The organism is Streptomyces sp. NPDC012827, assembly GCF_042900905.1.
In the GTDB taxonomy this organism is placed as follows: domain Bacteria; phylum Actinomycetota; class Actinomycetes; order Streptomycetales; family Streptomycetaceae; genus Streptomyces; species Streptomyces gulbargensis.
This window is the reverse complement of the sequence record NZ_JBIBBY010000002.1, coordinates 535,018-551,974: the sequence shown is the minus strand read 5'-3', so window position 1 is coordinate 551,974 and position 16,957 is coordinate 535,018. Positions and strand designations below refer to the sequence as shown.

General features: G+C 74.3%; 11 protein-coding genes and 1 pseudogene. 1 reads left to right on the top strand and 11 read right to left on the bottom strand.

What is annotated here, in order from left to right; translation table 11 throughout:
• Nucleotides 1-5: 5 nt before the first annotated feature.
• From tmk to ACFY60_RS05920, 8 genes are all read right to left on the bottom strand, one after another.
• Nucleotides 6-3,359: a dTMP kinase gene (tmk, locus tag ACFY60_RS05955; protein WP_388609418.1), complete on the bottom strand. Its 3,354-nt coding sequence runs from the start codon at nucleotides 3,357-3,359 to the stop codon at nucleotides 6-8.
• A 134-nt stretch (nucleotides 3,360-3,493) separates the two neighbouring features.
• Nucleotides 3,494-6,331, bottom strand: coding sequence for a type I DNA topoisomerase (gene topA, locus ACFY60_RS05950; protein ID WP_388609419.1), 2,838 nt, complete (start codon nucleotides 6,329-6,331; stop codon nucleotides 3,494-3,496).
• Between the two features lie 282 nt (nucleotides 6,332-6,613).
• Nucleotides 6,614-6,811, bottom strand: a complete 198-nt coding sequence (locus ACFY60_RS05945) for a hypothetical protein (protein ID WP_309049372.1) — start codon at nucleotides 6,809-6,811, stop codon at nucleotides 6,614-6,616.
• A 536-nt stretch (nucleotides 6,812-7,347) separates the two neighbouring features.
• Nucleotides 7,348-8,913 (bottom strand): methyltransferase, encoded by a 1,566-nt coding sequence (locus ACFY60_RS05940; protein ID WP_388609421.1) that lies wholly within the window; start codon nucleotides 8,911-8,913, stop codon nucleotides 7,348-7,350.
• Nucleotides 8,914-9,214: 301 nt separating this feature from the next.
• On the bottom strand, nucleotides 9,215-9,871 hold the full coding sequence (locus ACFY60_RS05935; protein WP_388609423.1) for a small secreted protein: 657 nt from the start codon (nucleotides 9,869-9,871) through the stop codon (nucleotides 9,215-9,217).
• 151 nt (nucleotides 9,872-10,022) lie between these two features.
• Entirely contained in the window at nucleotides 10,023-12,332 is a 2,310-nt protein-coding gene (locus ACFY60_RS05930; RefSeq protein ID WP_388609425.1) for a sodium-translocating pyrophosphatase, read from the bottom strand.
• Nucleotides 12,333-12,628: 296 nt separating this feature from the next.
• Nucleotides 12,629-13,087: an ATP-binding protein gene (locus tag ACFY60_RS05925; RefSeq protein ID WP_309049368.1), complete on the bottom strand. Its 459-nt coding sequence runs from the start codon at nucleotides 13,085-13,087 to the stop codon at nucleotides 12,629-12,631.
• A 13-nt stretch (nucleotides 13,088-13,100) separates the two neighbouring features.
• The gene (locus tag ACFY60_RS05920; protein ID WP_309049367.1) at nucleotides 13,101-13,454 is read right to left on the bottom strand and encodes an STAS domain-containing protein; all 354 of its coding nucleotides are present in this window, start codon (nucleotides 13,452-13,454) and stop codon (nucleotides 13,101-13,103) included.
• Between the two features lie 80 nt (nucleotides 13,455-13,534).
• Between ACFY60_RS05920 and ACFY60_RS05915 the strand changes: the two genes are divergently transcribed.
• A complete protein-coding gene (locus tag ACFY60_RS05915; RefSeq protein WP_388609429.1) occupies nucleotides 13,535-16,081 on the top strand; it encodes a DEAD/DEAH box helicase in 2,547 nt (848 codons plus the stop codon).
• A 40-nt stretch (nucleotides 16,082-16,121) separates the two neighbouring features.
• Here the strand turns inward: ACFY60_RS05915 and ACFY60_RS05910 are convergent.
• The 3 genes and pseudogenes from ACFY60_RS05910 to ACFY60_RS05900 all read right to left on the bottom strand — a co-directional run.
• A pseudogene (locus ACFY60_RS05910) lies at nucleotides 16,122-16,391 on the bottom strand (Rv3654c family TadE-like protein); the annotation flags it as partial.
• Nucleotides 16,388-16,720: a TadE family type IV pilus minor pilin gene (locus ACFY60_RS05905; protein WP_388610196.1), complete on the bottom strand. Its 333-nt coding sequence runs from the start codon at nucleotides 16,718-16,720 to the stop codon at nucleotides 16,388-16,390. The gene ACFY60_RS05905 and the pseudogene ACFY60_RS05910, both read right to left, overlap by 4 nt.
• A 10-nt stretch (nucleotides 16,721-16,730) precedes the next feature.
• The gene (locus ACFY60_RS05900; RefSeq protein WP_388609431.1) at nucleotides 16,731-16,955 is read right to left on the bottom strand and encodes a DUF4244 domain-containing protein; all 225 of its coding nucleotides are present in this window, start codon (nucleotides 16,953-16,955) and stop codon (nucleotides 16,731-16,733) included.
• Nucleotides 16,956-16,957 lie beyond the last annotated feature (2 nt).

Here is a 16,957-nt window from a genome sequence, read left to right as displayed (position 1 = left end):
CCCCGTCAGCGGCGCCGACGGCCGTCCGGCCCGTCCGCGCCGTCGTCACCGTGCGGGCCGAACAGCTCGTCCGCCAGGGTCGGCAGGTCGTCGAGCGGGGTCTCCTCCGCCCAGTCGGAGCGGCGGCGCGGGCGGCCCTGCTCGTCGAGCTGCGGCAGTTCGCGGGTGGCGTCGTCGGGACGGGCGGTGTCCGGCCGCTCGTCACGGAAGATGCCCGGCGGCACCCGGTCGACCGGGTCCGGGACCGGCGCCGTGCGCGGATCCCGTACGCCACCGCCCCGCACGTCCCGGGAACCGGCCCGCGGGTCCCGCTCGTCGCGCACGGGCGGCAGCACCGCCGTCTCGTCCGCGGCCCGCTCGTCGCGCACGGGCGGCAGCACCGCGGTCTCGTCCGCCGCGCGCGGGTCCCGGATCCGCGGCAGCACCGCCGTCTCGTCGTCGGGCCGTCCGGCGTCGCGCCGGGCGTCCTCGGGGCGCACGATCGGCGTGGCGACGGTGACCTCCTCGGGCGGGACGGTCGGGGCGCCGGACGCGTCCGGCCGGACGACCGGGGTCTCCACGGTGACGTCGTCCGCCGGCCCGGCGGCACCGGCGGCCCGCGCCGCCTCCGCCGTACGCCGCGCCTCGGTCTCCCGCGCCTCCGCCTCGCGTGCCTCGGCCTCGCGCCGGGCCTGCTCCCGCTCGGCGGCGAGGCGCTCGGCCGCCGCCCGCTCCTCGGCGGCCTTCTCCGCCGCCGCCCTGGCGACCGCCTCCGCCGCGGCCCTCGCGGCAGCCTCCTCGGCCGCCTTCGCCGCCGCCGCGGCCTCCGCCTCGCGGCGGGCCTCCTCGGCGCGCAGCAGGGCCTCCTCGGCCTTGCGCTGCTTCTCCAGGCGCCGGGCCTCGGCCTCGGCACGGAGCCGGGCCTCCTCCTCGGCCTGCTTACGGAGACGCTCCTGCTCCTCGCGGCGGGCCTTCTCCTCGGCCTCGCGCCGCCTGCGCTCCTCCTCGGCCGCGATCCGCGCCTCCTCGGCGCGACGGCGGGCCTCCTCCGCCTGGCGTTCGGCCTCCAGACGGCGGGCTTCCTCCTCCTCGCGCCGCTTGCGCTCCTCCTCCTCGGCGCGCAGCCGGGCCAGCTGCTCCTGGCGCTCGCGCTCCAGGCGCTCCTCCTCGGCCTTGCGGGCGGCCTCTTCCTCGGCCTTCCTGCGGGCCTCCTCCTCGGCCTTGCGGCGGGCCTCCTCGGCGGCCCTGACCTCGGCCTCGGAGAGCGGCAGGACCCGGTCGAGACGGTGGCGCACCACGGTGGTGACGGCCTCGGGGTCCTGCCCGGCGTCGACGACGAGGTAGCGGCTCGGGTCGGCGGCCGCGAGGGCGAGGAAACCGGCCCGCACGCGCGCGTGGAACTCGGGCGGCTCGGACTCCAGCCGGTCGGGCGCCTCGGTGAACCGTTCCCGCGCGGTGGCCGGGGAGACGTCGAGCAGCACCGTCAGGTGGGGGACGAGGCCGTCCGTCGCCCAGCGCGAGATGCGCGCGATCTCGGTCGGGGACAGGTCGCGGCCCGCGCCCTGGTAGGCGACGGAGGAGTCGATGTAGCGGTCGGAGATGACGACGGCGCCCCGCTCCAGGGCCGGCCGGACCAGGGAGTCGACGTGTTCGGCGCGGTCGGCCGCGTACAGCAGGGCCTCGGCCCGGTTGGACAGCCCGGCCGAGGACACGTCGAGCAGGATCGAGCGGAGCCGCTTGCCGATGGGGGTGGCGCCGGGCTCCCGGGTGACGACGACCTCGTGGCCCTTGGCGCGGATCCACTCGGCGAGCGCCTGGACCTGCGTGGACTTCCCGGCGCCGTCACCGCCCTCCACGGCGATGAAGAAGCCGGTCGGGGAGGGGGCCTGGGCCGGGTCGGCGCCGCGCAGCGCGTCGCGCAGGTCGCGGCGGAGCGGGACGCCCGCCCGGTCGTCGGCCTTGGCGAGGACGAGCGCGGCCACCGGCAGCAGCAGGGCGCCGACGAGGATCAGGGTGAAGGCGGCGCCGCCGTGGGCGAAGACGAAGCTGCCGGACGCGAGGCGGTGCGGGCCGATCGCGGCGGCGAGCAGCGGGGCGGCCAGCGCGCCGAGGCCGACGCCGACGCGGGCGGAGGCCTGGAGGTGGTCGGTGGTGCGGTCCCGGCGGGGTTCCTCGGTCTCCTGGTCGACGAGGGTGTGGCCGGTGTGGGCGGCGACGCCGGCCGCGTAGCCGGTGAGGACGGCGAGGAACAGCACGGTCGCCGTGTCCGGCACCAGGCCCATGGCGATGAGCGCGACCCCGGTGACGGCGGTCGCGAGGGCGAGCAGCCGGCGCCGGGACAGCACGGGCAGGACCGAGCGGGCCGTGCGGATGCCGAGGGCGGTGGCACCGCTGAGCGCGAGGACGAGCAGCGCGTACGTGACGGGGCCGCCGCCGAGGTCGTGGGCGTGGAGGACGGCGACGGAGGCCGCGGCGGCGACGGCTCCGGCGACGGTGGCGCAGGTCAGGACGAGCAGCGGCAGGGCTCCGGTGCGGCCCTTCTCGGCCGCCGGGCGGCGCAGTCCCTCCAGGGGCGAGCGGGGCCGCGGGGTCCGGCCGCCGGGCAGCGTCATGGCGTACAGGACGCTCGCGGAGGCGGCGAGCAGCCCGGCGGCGACGTACGAGCCGAGCGCGGCCTGGTGCCGGGAGAACCAGTCGATCCCGGCGCCCAGGAGGTTGCCGACGAGGGTGGCGAGGAGCAGTGCGGCGGCGGCGGCCGGGACGGCGAGGAAGCCGGTGCGCTGGGAGAGCCGGCGCAGGGCGCCGAGGTGGTCGGGCAGCGGCCGCACGGCGTCGCCCTCCACGGGCGGCGCGGGCAGCAGCCCGGGCGCGGCACCCTCGCGGCAGACGGTCCAGAGGCGTTCGGCGGCCCCGGTGACGAAGACGGTGCCGAGCAGGAACCACAGGGCGCTGCCGGGGGTCCAGTCGATCCACAGGGGCGCGACGACGAGCAGGGCGATCCGCAGGCCGTCGGAACCGATCATGGTCCAGCGCCGGTCCAGAGGGCCGCCGGGCGCGGTGAGCGCGGTGAGCGGTCCGAGGAGGACGGCTCCGAAGAGGAGCGAGGCCAGCAGCCGGGCGCCGACGACGGCGGCCACGGCGAGGGCGGCCCCGCGCTCTCCGCCGCCGAAGGCGTCCCCGGAGGCGGCCGCCTGGAGGCCGAGGAGGACCAGGACCAGCAGGGCGAGGGCGTCCCCCGCCCCGCCGGCGGCGTGGGCGCTCCACAGCCGGCGCAGCGGCTGATGGCGCAGGAGGGCCCGTACGGCACGTTCCCGGGAATCCGCGACGAGTGCGGCGTCGGAGTCGCCCAGGCGGTCTGGCTGCTGCTCTGCTCGCGTCATCCGTCCACCCTATCCGGACGGCCCTGGCCACCGTGGGGGGACCGGATCCCGGGGAGGACGGCGGGCAGGGGGAAGGGGCGGGAGCACCGCTTCCGCCCCTTCCCCCGCACGGGAACCGTGGTTCCGCGCGGTGCCTACTCCGGCTGGGCCGCCGTCTTCTTCGCCGCGGTCTTCTTCGCGGTCGCCGTACCGGCCGTCGTCTTCTTGGCGGCGGTCTTCTTGGCGGCCGTGGTCTTCTTCGCCGCGGTCTTGGTGGCGGTCTTCTTGGCCGCCGTCTTCTTCGCCGGGGCCTTCTTGGCGGTCTTCTTCGCCGGCCCCTTGGCCCGCTTCTCGGCGAGCAGCTCGTAGCCGCGCTCGGGCGTGATCGTCTCCACGCTGTCGCCGGTCCGCAGGGTGGCGTTGGTCTCGCCGTCCGTCACGTACGGGCCGAAGCGGCCGTCCTTGACGACGACGGGCCGCTCGCTGACCGGGTCGGTGCCGAGCTCCTTCAGCGGCGGCTTGGCCGCGGCCCGCCCGCGCTGCTTGGGCTGGGCGTAGATCGCGAGCGCCTCCTCCAGGGTGATGGAGAACAGCTGCTCCTCGTCCGTCAGCGACCGCGAGTCCGTGCCCTTCTTCAGGTACGGGCCGTAGCGGCCGTTCTGCGCGGTGATCTCGACGCCCTCGGCGTCGGTGCCGACGACGCGGGGCAGCGACATGAGCCGCAGCGCGTCCTCGAGGGTGACCGTGTCGAGGGACATCGACTTGAAGAGTGAGGCGGTGCGCGGCTTGACCGCGTTCTTGCCGGTCTTCGGGGTGTCCTCGGGCAGGATCTCCGTCACGTACGGGCCGTAGCGGCCGTCCTTGGCGACGATCTGGTGACCGGTGGCCGGGTCGACGCCGAGTTCGAAGTCGCCGCTCGGCTTGGCCAGCAGCTCCTCCGCGTACTCGACGGTGAGCTCGTCGGGGGCGAGGTCCTCGGGCACGTCGGCCCGCTGGTGGCCGTCCTGGTCCTTCTCGCCGCGCTCGACGTACGGGCCGTAGCGGCCGACGCGCAGCACGATGTCGTTGCCGACGGGGAAGGAGGAGATCTCCCGGGCGTCGATCGCGCCGAGGTCGGTGACGAGCTCCTTGAGACCGCCGAGGTGGTCGCCGTCGCCGTTGCCCGCGTCGGCCGCCGCCCCGGCACCCGCCGCGCCGCCCTCGCCGAAATAGAACCGCTTCAGCCACGGCACGGCCTGGGCCTCGCCGCGGGCGATGCGGTCGAGGTCGTCCTCCATCCGGGCCGTGAAGTCGTAGTCGACGAGCCGGCCGAAGTGCTTCTCCAGGAGGTTGACCACGGCGAAGGAGAGGAAGGACGGCACGAGGGCCGTGCCCTTCTTGAAGACGTAGCCGCGGTCGAGGATGGTGCCGATGATCGACGCGTACGTCGACGGGCGGCCGATCTCGCGCTCCTCCAGCTCCTTGACCAGGCTGGCCTCGGTGTAGCGGGCCGGGGGCTTGGTCGCGTGGCCGTCGGCGGTGATCTCCTCGGCGGTGAGCGCGTCGCCCTGGGCGACCTGCGGCAGGCGCCGCTCGCGGTCGTCGAGCTCGGCGTTCGGGTCGTCGGCGCCTTCGACGTACGCCTTCATGAAGCCGTGGAAGGTGATCGTCTTGCCGGAGGCCGAGAACTCGGCGTCCCGGCCGTCGGCGCTGGTGCCGGCGATCTTGACGGTGACCGAGTTGCCGGTCGCGTCCTTCATCTGGGAGGCGACGGTCCGCTTCCAGATCAGCTCGTACAGCTTGAACTGGTCACCGGTCAGACCGGTCTCGGCGGGGGTGCGGAAACGGTCGCCCGAGGGGCGGATCGCCTCGTGCGCCTCCTGCGCGTTCTTCACCTTGCCCGCGTAGACGCGCGGCTTCTCCGGCAGGTAGTCGGCGCCGTACAGCTGGGTGACCTGCGCCCGGGCAGCGGCGACGGCCGTCTCGGACAGCACGGTGGAGTCCGTACGCATGTAGGTGATGAAGCCGTTCTCGTACAGCTTCTGCGCCACCTGCATGGTCGCCTTCGCGCCGAAGCCGAGCTTGCGGCTCGCCTCCTGCTGGAGGGTGGTCGTGCGGAAGGGGGCGTACGGGGAGCGGCGGTACGGCTTCGACTCGACCGAGCGGACCGCGAACGAGGTGTCGGCGAGCGAGGCGGCGAGCGCCCGTGCCTTCTCCTCGTCCAGGTGCAGGACGCTCTCGGACTTGAGCCGCCCGTCGGCGCCGAAGTCACGGCCCTGCGCGACGCGCCTGCCGTCCACGGTGGCGAGGCGGGCGGTCAGCGACGAGGGGTCGGAGGGGTCACCGGCCCGGCCGGTGGCGAAGGTGCCGGTGAGGTCCCAGTACTCGGCGGAGCGGAAGGCGATGCGCTCGCGCTCCCGCTCGACGACCAGCCGGGTGGCGACGGACTGCACGCGGCCGGCGGAGAGCCGGGGCATGACCTTCTTCCACAGGACCGGCGACACCTCGTAGCCGTAGAGCCGGTCGAGGATCCGGCGGGTCTCCTGGGCGTCGACCATGCGCTGGTTGAGCTCGCGCGGGTTGGCCACGGCGGCCTGGATCGCGTCCTTGGTGATCTCGTGGAAGACCATCCGGTGGACCGGGACCTTGGGCTTCAGGACTTCCTGGAGGTGCCACGCGATGGCCTCGCCCTCGCGGTCCTCATCGGTGGCGAGGAAGAGTTCGTCGGACTCGGCCAGCAGCTCCTTGAGCTTCCTGACCTGGGCCTTCTTGTCGGCGTTGACGACGTAGATGGGCTGGAAGTCGTGTTCGACGTCGACACCCAGGCGGCGCACCTCACCCGTGTACTTCTCGGGCACCTCGGCGGCACCGCTGGGAAGGTCGCGGATGTGCCCGACGCTCGCCTCGACGACGTAGCCGGGGCCGAGGTAGCCCTTGATCGTCTTCGCCTTGGCAGGCGACTCGACGATGACGAGTCGGCGGCCGCCGTGTGCGGTCTCGCTGGTCGGGGACAACTTCGCTCTTCTCTCCGGTCGGCACTCTCTGGGCCCGTGCGGGCACGCTCGGCGCGCGGCGCTGGCACGCACGGCACGACAGCGGCACGGACGGTGACGCTCCCGTCGCTGCGGAGTGTGACGGTACAACCCGCCCCCGTGTCAAACGGCAAAAGCCCGCAACGGCCACTCGAACGGTAACCCGAGTCCTGGCATTCCTGCCGCCCGGACTCCCGTACCGGCGGGGCGGGGCCGTGCCGGGGGCGGCGCGCGGAGCGCCGTCGGAGAGAGGTGGGGGCCGCCTCAGAGGCGGCCGAAACACCAGATGCCGAGAAGGAGGAAGAGGGTGCCGGAGAGCGTCGTCAGGGTCGCCGCCGCCACGGGGCCGACCCCGTACGCCACGGGCTCCCGGTCCCTCAGCCGTACCGTGGTCCACAGCAGCAGCGCCGCTCCGAACAGCGTGAACGCCGCTCCCGCGAAGATCGCCGGCCCGCTCTCCATGTCCGTACCCCGTTCCGTTGCCCGTGCGACGTTCGTCTCCCCGGGCGAGGCTGGCACCTCCGGGCGTCAGAGACGCGAATTCCGGGTGAACGACGCGGACGGGAGCGCGCGGTTTCACGAGGACGGCGGGTACGGCCGACGCTCCGGCCCGCGTGCGCCGCCTCGCGCCGGGGCCTGCCGTCGCCGTGGACGCACGAGGTGGAAGCCGCAGGAGCGGTGTCCGGACCGGGCGGTGACGGCCGTCGGCGGCGCCGGACCCCTGGCCGGGGGAGACGGAGGAAAGCACCGGCGGAGGCGTGCCGACCAGCGGTGTTGCGCGGAAGGCGCGCGGTGTCCGCCGCTGCACGGCCCCCGGTGGGAGAGCGCTCCGCCCCCCGGGGGGCGAGCCGGGCGGCGGGCGTAAACGGAACGTCTCCGGTGGCACCGCGGGACCACTGTCCAAGGGCTCACGAGGGGGAGGCTGCCCCGGTCGCGGGACGGCGCGGCCGCCCGTGGTCCCGGCGGTGACGGGGCGGGCCGGTCGCGCCCCGCCGGTCTCAGACGGCGTCGCTCCCCTCGGCGGGCGGCAGCAGGGACTCGGGGATCAGGAACCCCTCCTCGACCAGCAGCCGGATCGCCTGCGGGGTGCGGTCCCGCAGCATGACCGGGTCCTCGCCCATGAGCTGGCCGATGGCGTCGAGGATGCGGCCCGCGGTGAGCGTGCCGTCGCACACGCCCGCGAAGCCGGCGCCCACGTGGTCCACCCGGGTGGCGCGGCGCATCCCCCGGTTCTGGCGGAGGACGACGTGCTCCGGGTCCTCGGCGCCCGGCAGGCCGACCTGCTCCTGGACGACCTCGGGCGCGAGCGTGAACCGGTCGGCGAGCAGGGCGGCGTCGTCCCGCGCGCGCAGGTAGTCCTGCCGCTCGAAGTGGGCGCGTACGGTGTCGCCGAGGGGCTGCTCGACGGGGTGCGGCCACTCCTCGATCACCACGGACGGCTCGACGGCGCCGGAGGCCACGGCCCCGCTGCGCCGGAGGGTGATCCAGCCGAAGCCGATCGCCTTGGTGCCACTGGCCTCGAACGCGTCCAACCAGCGGTCGTAGGCCCGCCGGTACTCCTCCGGGTCGCCCCGGTGCTCACCGCTGTCCCGGAGCCACAACTCGGTGTACTGGGTGACGTCCTGGACCTCGCGCTGCACGATCCAGGCGTCGCAGCCGCGCGGCACCCAGGACCGCAGCCGGTCCTGCCACTCCTCGCCCTCGACGTGCTGCCAGTTGGCGAGGAACTGGGCGTACCCGCCGTCCTCCAGCCGGTCCCCCGCCTGCTGGACGAGGGTGCGGCACAGGTCGTCCCCGCTCATCCCGCCGTCCCGGTAGGTCAGTCCGCTGCCGGGCGAGATCACGAACGGCGGGTTGGAGACGATCAGGCCGTACGCCGCGTCACCGACGGGCTCGTAGAGGGAGCCTTCGAGCAGCTCGGCCTCGTGGGCCCCCGAAAGGGCGAGGGTGAGCCGGGCGAACTCCAGGGCGCGCGGGTTGAGATCGGTGGCGGTGATCCGGGTGGCGTGCTGGGCGGCGTGGAGGGCCTGGATGCCGGAACCGGTACCGAGGTCGAGCGCCGCGCCCACCGGCGTACGGACGGTGATGCCGGCGAGGGTGGTGGAGGCGCCGCCGACACCGAGGACCACCCCTTCGTCCTTGGTGCCGATGCCGCTCGCGCCGCCGACGGCGCAGCCCAGGTCGGAGACGATGAACCAGTCCTCGCCCCCGGGGCCGCCGTACGGCCGCACGTCGACGGTCGCGCGCACGGTGTCGCCGTCCCGGACGGCCCAGCCGTCGGCGAGGGCCTCCGCCAGCGGGAGCGCGGCGGCGGCCCGCTCGTACGCGACGGGCTCCTGCAGCAGGAACAGCCGGACGAGGGTCTCCAGCGGGGAGTCTCCGCGGGTGGCGCGCAGGGCGGGCACGGTCTCGCTGCGCGCGAGCGCCGCGTAGGCGGGGGCGCCGAGCAGGTCGAGCAGGCCGTCCGCGGTGAAGTCGGCGGCGAGCAGGGCCCCGCGCAGACGGTCGGCGTGCGCGGGCACCGGGAGGCTGGTGGTCAGGCTGGTCGTACTCACGCTGCCCATTGTGACGGCCGCCACCGACATCGGGGCGGCCGACCCGGCGGTGACGACCGATCAGACGGCACCGGCGGGGTGTTCCCCGGCGTGTGCCGGACGCCGGACGGACGCGGGCGCGCACCGGCGGGGCCTCTCCGGGCGGGTACCGGACGCGGCCGGCCGTCGTCGGACGGACGCGCGCCGTGTCACCGCCGACCGCTCACCGCCCCCGGGGGCCGGGGCCGACAACCGGTGGCCGCCGGCTCGCGGTTCCGGACGGCCCCCGGTCCGGCCCTTCTCCGCCTCCCGCTCCCGCGCTCCTCCCGCGCTACTCCTGGCTCGCCGTCGCGGACGGCGTGACCGAGGAGCCGCCGGTGGACCGCGCCGGGGTGCTCGCGGGGGCGCCCGGCTCGGGCGAGGCGGTGCCGGAGGCCGGAGGGGTGGACGCGGTGGGCTTCTGGCAGCCCGGCTGCTTGGCCATGGCCCGGCCCAGCTCGCCGCTCTCCAGCTTGGCCAGGGCGGCCTGGTCGGACTTCTCGATCTTCTCCAGGCCCTCGGCGACCCCCTGGAGGCCGTCCGCGAACTTCTGCTGGTTCGTCGGGTCGAGCGCGTCGACCTGCTTCTTCAGACCCTCGTAGGAGACGGCCGTGGCGTTGAGCTCCCGTACCGCGTCCTGCTGGATCTTCTGGCCGTTCTCGACCGGCGGGACCCCGGCGCTCTCGACCGCCTTCGCGAGCGCCCGGTCGGCGTCGGCGATGTCCTGGAACGCCTTCGAGTCGGCGGCCTGGATGTCGGCGGGCTTGCTGTCCGCGGCCGTCGAGATGATGATCTGGTGGGCGTCGGCGCGCTTCTGGATCTGGGGCTTCGCCTGGTCGCAGAACGTCTTCGCCCAGTTGCCCACCTTGTCCTCGTCGTCGCTGCACCCGGACAGCACGAGCATGAGTACCGCGCCGCCGGACAGTGCGGCCGCAAGCTTCTTGTTCACCGGATCGGTCCCTTCCAAGGCTCTCGGCCCCGGAACATACACGCCGTACGGGCGGCATCCACCGTTCGTGGGACCGATTCATTCCACAATGAAGCCTTTTGAACCAAGGCCGACACGGCCGGACGGTCCCGGAAATGAGACGGACACCACGTCAGGAGACCGCCACCGAACGGCGCTTGGAGGCCCGGACGGCGATCACCACGACGAGCAGCGCGAGGCCCGCTACCAGTGCCCGTAGCCAGGGGCTCGCGTCGTCTCCGTACCCGAAGCGGACGACGGCCGGGGCGATCAGCAGCGCGACCAGGTTCATCACTTTCAGCAGCGGGTTGATCGACGGCCCGGCGGTGTCCTTGAACGGGTCGCCGACCGTGTCACCGATGACGGTCGCCGCGTGGGCCTTGCTGCCCTTGCCGCCGTACCGGCCGTCCTCCACCAGCTTCTTCGCGTTGTCCCAGGCCCCGCCCGAGTTGGCGAGGAAGACCGCCATCAGCGCGCCCGTCCCGATCGCCCCCGCGAGGTACGCGCCGAGCGCGCCGACCCCGAGCGTGAAGCCGACCGCGATCGGGGCGGTCACGGCGAGCAGACCGGGCGTGGCGAGTTCGCGCAGCGCGTCCTTGGTGCAGATGTCGACGACCCGCCCGTACTCCGGTTTCTCGGTGCGGTCCATGATTCCCGGATGCTCGCGGAACTGCCGCCGCACCTCGTGGACGACGGCCCCGGCGGACCGGGAGACCGCGTTGATGGCGAGCCCGGAGAAGAGGAAGACGACGGACGCGCCGAGGATCAGGCCGAAGAGGTTGTTGGGCTGCGAGATGTCCATCGAGAGCGTCACCTCCCCGGCCCTCGCGCCGACTTCGGCGACCGAGGTGGCGATGGCGTCCCGGTACGAGCCGAAGAGGGCCGCGGCGGCGAGGACGGCGGTGGCGATGGCGATGCCCTTGGTGATGGCCTTCGTCGTGTTGCCGACGGCGTCGAGATCGGTGAGGACCTGCGCGCCGGCGCCCTCGACGTCCCCGGACATCTCGGCGATGCCCTGGGCGTTGTCGGCGACCGGCCCGAAGGTGTCCATGGCCACGATCACCCCGACGGTGGTGAGCAGGCCCGTTCCCGCGAGGGCCACCGCGAACAGCGCGAGCATGATCGAGGCGCCGCCGAGCAGGAACGCCCCGTACACGGCCAGGCCGATGAGCAGCGCCGTGTAGACGGCGGACTCCAGGCCGAGCGCCACACCGGCGAGGACGACCGTGGCCGGGCCAGTGAGGGCGGACCGGCCGATGTCCTGCACAGGGCGGCGGCGCGGCTCGGTGAAGTAGCCGGTGAGCTGCTGGATCAGCGCGGCGAGGACGATGCCGATGGCGACCGCGACGAGGGCCAGGACCCGGGGGTCACCCGCGTGGTCCTGGATGCCGGGCTCGGTGACGCCGCGGAGGTCGGCGAAGGAGGACGGCAGGTGGACGAAGGCGGCGACGGCGACGAGGACGAGGGAGACCACCGCCGAGACGAAGAACCCGCGGTTGACCGCACTCATGCCGCTGCCGTCCGCGCGCCGCGGGGAGACCGCGAAGATGCCGATCACGGCCGTGACGACGCCGATCGCCGGAACGATCAGCGGGAAGGCGAGGCCGACGTCCCCGAAGGCGGCCTTGCCGAGGATGAGCGCGGCGACCAGGGTCACGGCGTACGACTCGAAGAGGTCGGCCGCCATGCCGGCGCAGTCGCCGACGTTGTCGCCCACGTTGTCGGCGATGGTGGCGGCGTTGCGCGGGTCGTCCTCCGGGATCCCCTGCTCCACCTTGCCGACCAGGTCCGCGCCGACGTCGGCGGCCTTGGTGAAGATCCCGCCGCCGACCCTCATGAACATGGCGATGAGCGCGGCGCCGAGGCCGAAGCCCTCCAGGACCTTCGGCGCGTCGGCCGCGTAGACGAGGACGACGGTCGCGGCGCCGAGCAGCCCGAGGCCGACGGTGAACATGCCGACGACCCCGCCCGTCCGGAACGCGATCCTCATGGCCCGGTGGGAGACCTCCGAGAGCTTCTTCGCCGGTTCCCCCGGCCCCGGAGTGGCCTCTCGCGCCGCCGCGGCGACCCGCACGTTCGCCCGTACGGCGAGCCGCATGCCCACATAACCGGTGACCGCCGAGAACAAGGCGCCGACCAGGAAGAACAACGACCGCCCGGCCCGCTCCGCCCAGCTGTCGGCGGGCAGCAACATCAGCAGGAAGAACACCACGACGGCGAAGATTCCGACCGTACGGAGCTGCCGCGCGAGATAGGCGTTCGCCCCTTCCTGCACGGCCGCGGCGATCTCCCGCATCTTCGCGGTCCCCTGCCCGGCGGCGAGAACCTGTCGGACGAGCAGCTGCGCGACGACCAGCGCGGCGAGGGCGACGGCCGCGACGACGACCACGATCGTCCGGTTCCCACTCGTGAGGACCGCCGCGGCGAGAGAGGTGGGGTGCATGGGGACGGATCATAGGGAGACAAACCCCACCGAACGGGGATCTTCCACCGGCCCCGCGCGGATGCACCAACGGGGTGGGGCCGCAGCGGGAGCGGGCCCGGGCTGTGCACGGCTCGCATGCGGCGGGAGCGCAGGGGGGGCTGGGCGGGCCGGTTCCGCCGCCCGGGCTCGTCCCCGCCGGACGACGGGGCGGGAAGGACTCGTTCCCTTGCGGCGGCATGCGAAAGAGGCCCTGCGCGCAGGGCCTCTTCACGGGCTCGACGGGACGGCCGCTCGGGCGCGTCGCGTCGGGCTCGTCAGGACAGGATGTCCGCCGGGCTCGTCGGCCAGCTCATCCGGATGGTGCCGCCGTCCGCGCCGGCGGACACCTCGACGTCGTCGACGAGACCGCGGATGACCGCGAGCCCCATCTCGTCCTCGCCGTCCGCGTCGTCGAAGTCCTCGGCCGGGGCCGCGGAGCGCGCGCCGGGCACACCGACGGCATCGGCCGCCGCCACCCCCGCACCCGGCACCTCGTCGCCGACCTCGATGGAGAACGCCTTCTCCTCCTCGGTCAGCACGACCCGGATGGGCGTGGTGACGCCGTTGCTCCGGTGCAGACCGACCGCTCGGGAACAGGCCTCACCGACGGCGAGCCGCACCTCGTCGAGGACCGCCTCGTTCACCCCGGCCCGGCGGGCGACCGCGGCGGCCACCAGGCGGGCCGTACGGACGTGCTCGGGCTGGGCGCTGAAGCGGAGTTCAACGGTGGCCATGGGATACCCCCGGTCAGTCGACCGCGTTGACGGCCTCGTCGACCGAGGTGTGGATCGGGAACACCTTGGTGAGACCCGTGATCCGGAAAATCTTCAGAATGCGCTCCTGGTTGCAGACCAGGCGCAGCGACCCCTCGTGCGCGCGGACGCGCTTCAGGCCGCCGACGAGCACACCGAGGCCGGTGGAGTCGAGGAAGTCCACGCCCTCCATGTCGACGACCAGGTGGTAGCTGCCGTCGTTCACCAACTCGACCAACTGCTCGCGCAGCTTGGGCGCGGTATACACATCAATCTCGCCACCGACCTCGACGACCGTACGGTCGCCACCAACGCCGGTCACAGTGCGAGTCGACAGGGACAGGTCCACGGATCCTCCAGCACCTTGCTATCGGGCGATCGCCCCCTCGTGTCTCCCGGTCGGAGCCAGGGGACTGATCGCCAGCCGCGATGGCATTCAATCACTTACCAGCAGCCATGCACGACGCCTTGGAGGCATTGTCCGTCATGGCAGTGACACACTCGGTGCCGATGGCCAAGAATCACCGCCCCAGTCGTCCCGCCGGGGACACGGGCAAGCGCCCCTCCCCCGGCACGGTCCTCGGCCGTCTCTCCTCGGGGGAGAGCCGGGCCTCGCGCATCACTCATACGGAGCACATGCCCGCCCGGGAGGGCCGGCATGCCGTCTGGCCGGACCGGATCCGACCCGAGGTGATCGCCGCGATTCAGGAGGCCGGTATCGGCCATCCGTGGGCCCACCAGGCGGAGGCCGCCGAGCACGCCCTGGACGGCCGTTCCGTGGTGATCGCCACAGGAACCGCCTCGGGGAAGTCCCTGGCCTATCTCGCCCCGGTCCTCTCCACCCTCCTGGACGGCTCGGAAGCCCCCAACGGGCGCGGGGCCACCTCCCTCTACCTGTCCCCCACCAAGGCCCTCGCCGCCGACCAGCGGCGCGCCGTGAAGGAGCTGGCCGCCCCGCTCGGCAACCGGATCCGACCCGCCGTCTACGACGGGGACACGCCGGTGGAGGAACGCGAGTGGGTCCGGCAGTACGCCAACCACGTGCTCACCAACCCCGACATGCTGCACCGGGGCATACTGCCCTCCCACCCCCGGTGGGCCTCCTTCCTGCGCGCCCTGCGCTACGTCATCGTCGACGAGTGCCACACCTACCGGGGCGTCTTCGGCTCGCACGTCGCCCAGGTCCTGCGGCGGCTGCGCCGGGTCTGCGCCCGGTACGGCTCCGAGCCGGTCTTCCTCCTCGCCTCCGCCACCTCCGCCGACCCGGCGCGCGCCGCCCACCGGCTCACCGGCCTGGACGTCGTGGAGGTCGCCGACGACGCCTCCCCGCGCGGCGAGCTGGTCTTCGCCCTGTGGGAGCCGCCGCTCACCGAGCTGCGCGGCGAGCGCGGCGCGCCGGTCCGGCGCACGGCCACGGCCGAGACCGCCGACCTGCTGACCGACCTGACCCGCCAGCGGGTCCGCACGGTCGCCTTCGTCCGCTCCCGGCGCGGCGCCGAACTGATCTCGGTGATCGCCCAGGAACGGCTCGCCGAGACCGACCGCGCCCTGGCCCGACGCGTCGCCGCCTACCGGGGCGGCTACCTGCCCGAGGAGCGGCGGGCCCTGGAACAGGCCCTGCACTCCGGTGAGCTCCTCGGCCTGGCCGCCACGACCGCCCTGGAACTGGGCGTGGACGTGTCCGGCCTCGACGCCGTCCTGATCGCCGGCTACCCCGGCACCCGGGCCTCCCTGTGGCAGCAGGCGGGCCGGGCAGGCCGCTCGGGCGAGGGCGCGCTCGCGATCCTCGTGGCCCGGGACGACCCGCTGGACACCTTCCTGGTCCACCACCCGGAGGCGATCTTCGACCAGCCGGTCGAGTCGACCGTCCTGGACCCCGACAACCCCTACGTCCTCGCCCCCCATCTGTGCGCTGCGGCCGCCGAGCTGCCGCTGACCGAAGCCGACCTCGCCCTCTTCGGGCCCGCCGCGCCCGGGCTGCTCCCCCAGCTGGAGTCCGCCGGGCTGCTGCGCCGCCGATCCGCGGGCTGGTACTGGACCCGCCGGGAGCGGGCCGCCGACCTCACCGACATCCGGGGCGGCGGCGGCAGCCCGGTACGGATCGTGGAGGCCGGCACGGGCCGGCTCCTGGGGACGGTCGACGAGGCCGCCTCGCACGCCGCCGTCCACGAGGGCGCCGTCCACCTCCACCAGGGCCGCACCTACCTGGTGCGGGAGCTCGACCTCAAGGACTCCGTCGCCCTCGTCGAGGAGGCCGCCCCGCCGTACTCCACCACCGCCCGCGACACCACCTCCCTCACGGTCCTGGAGACCGACACCGAGGTCCCGTGGGGGGACGGCCGGCTCTGCTACGGCTCCGTCGAAGTCACCCACCAGGTCGTCTCCTTCCTGCGTCGCCGTCTGATCACCGGCGAGGTGCTCGGCGAGACCAAACTCGACCTGCCGCCCCGCACCCTGCGCACCCGGGCCGTGTGGTGGACGGTCACCGAGGACCAGCTCGACGCCGCCCGGATCACCCCGGAGATCCTCGGGGGCGCCCTGCACGCCGCCGAGCACGCCTCCATCGGCATGCTGCCGCTGTTCGCCACCTGCGACCGCTGGGACATCGGCGGGGTCTCGGTGCCGCTCCACCCGGACACACTGCTGCCCACCGTCTTCGTGTACGACGGGCACCCGGGCGGCGCGGGCTTCGCGGAGCGGGCCTTCCACACCGCCCGCGCCTGGCTCACCGCCACCCGCGAGGCCATCGCCTCCTGCGAGTGCGAGGCCGGCTGCCCCTCCTGCATCCAGTCCCCCAAGTGCGGCAACGGCAACGACCCGCTCCACAAACGGGGCGCCGTCCGCCTCCTCACGGAACTTCTCCGCGCGGCCCCGCAGGACCCTCCGGCGACCCGCCCGGAGGAGGGCCCGGAACCCATGCCCCCGGGGGAGCCGGGAGTCCCGGCGGAGGGCCGGCGGGACCCGCGCGGGACCTGACCTCGGGCGCGTACGGTCCGCCCGCCACCCGGGCGGTCACCTCCGCGACCTCGCCCCGCACCTGGCACCGCACCAGCCCGGCGCCCTGGGCCTCGGCGACCCGGACGGCCGCCGCGCAGGCTTCCGCCTCGCCCCACAGGGCCCGGTCGGCCGCGGCGAGGGCGGCCAGATCGGCGGCGGCGCCCGCCCGGTGCCGCGCGGTGACCGCCTGCCCCAGCGCGAGCACCGCCCCGAACACGAGACACAGCGCACAGCCCGCGAACGCCGTCCACACCGTCGCCGAACCCCGGTCGCCCCGGCGCGCCCTCATGCCGGGCCTCCGTACGGCGCGTCCTCGGCGAGCGCCGCCGCACCGGCGCGGAGGGTGAGCCCCATGCCGCCCGGCCCGGGGGCCGCCGCCTCCACCGTCACCCGCCACAATTCACCCGCACGGGTGACCGTGACCCGGGCGCCCTCGGGAGCGGCGGCCCGTGCCGCCTCCTCGGCGGAGGCCACCGGCTCCGAGCGGGCCACCGCCCGTGCCCCCGCACGGGCCGCGTCCACGCACCGGATCTGCGCGGCGGCCGCCGCCAGGCCCCACAGGAGGGCCACCGTGAAGAGGGCCAGCACCGGCAGGACCAGCGCCGCCTCGACGGTCACGAAGCCCCGGTCAGAACGGCGCATCGAGCGCCTTCCCGATCACCGATTCCAGGGCGGCGGACACTCCCCCGCTGGTGACGATCTTGTACAGCACGGCCGCGAACCCCGCTGCCGCGATCGTCCCCATCGCGTACTCGGACGTGGTCATACCGGCGTCGGACCGCACCGCCGCCCGCCGGACGCGCCACCATCCCCGCGCCCACTGCCGTACCCGTGCCTTCATGCCATTCGTCATCC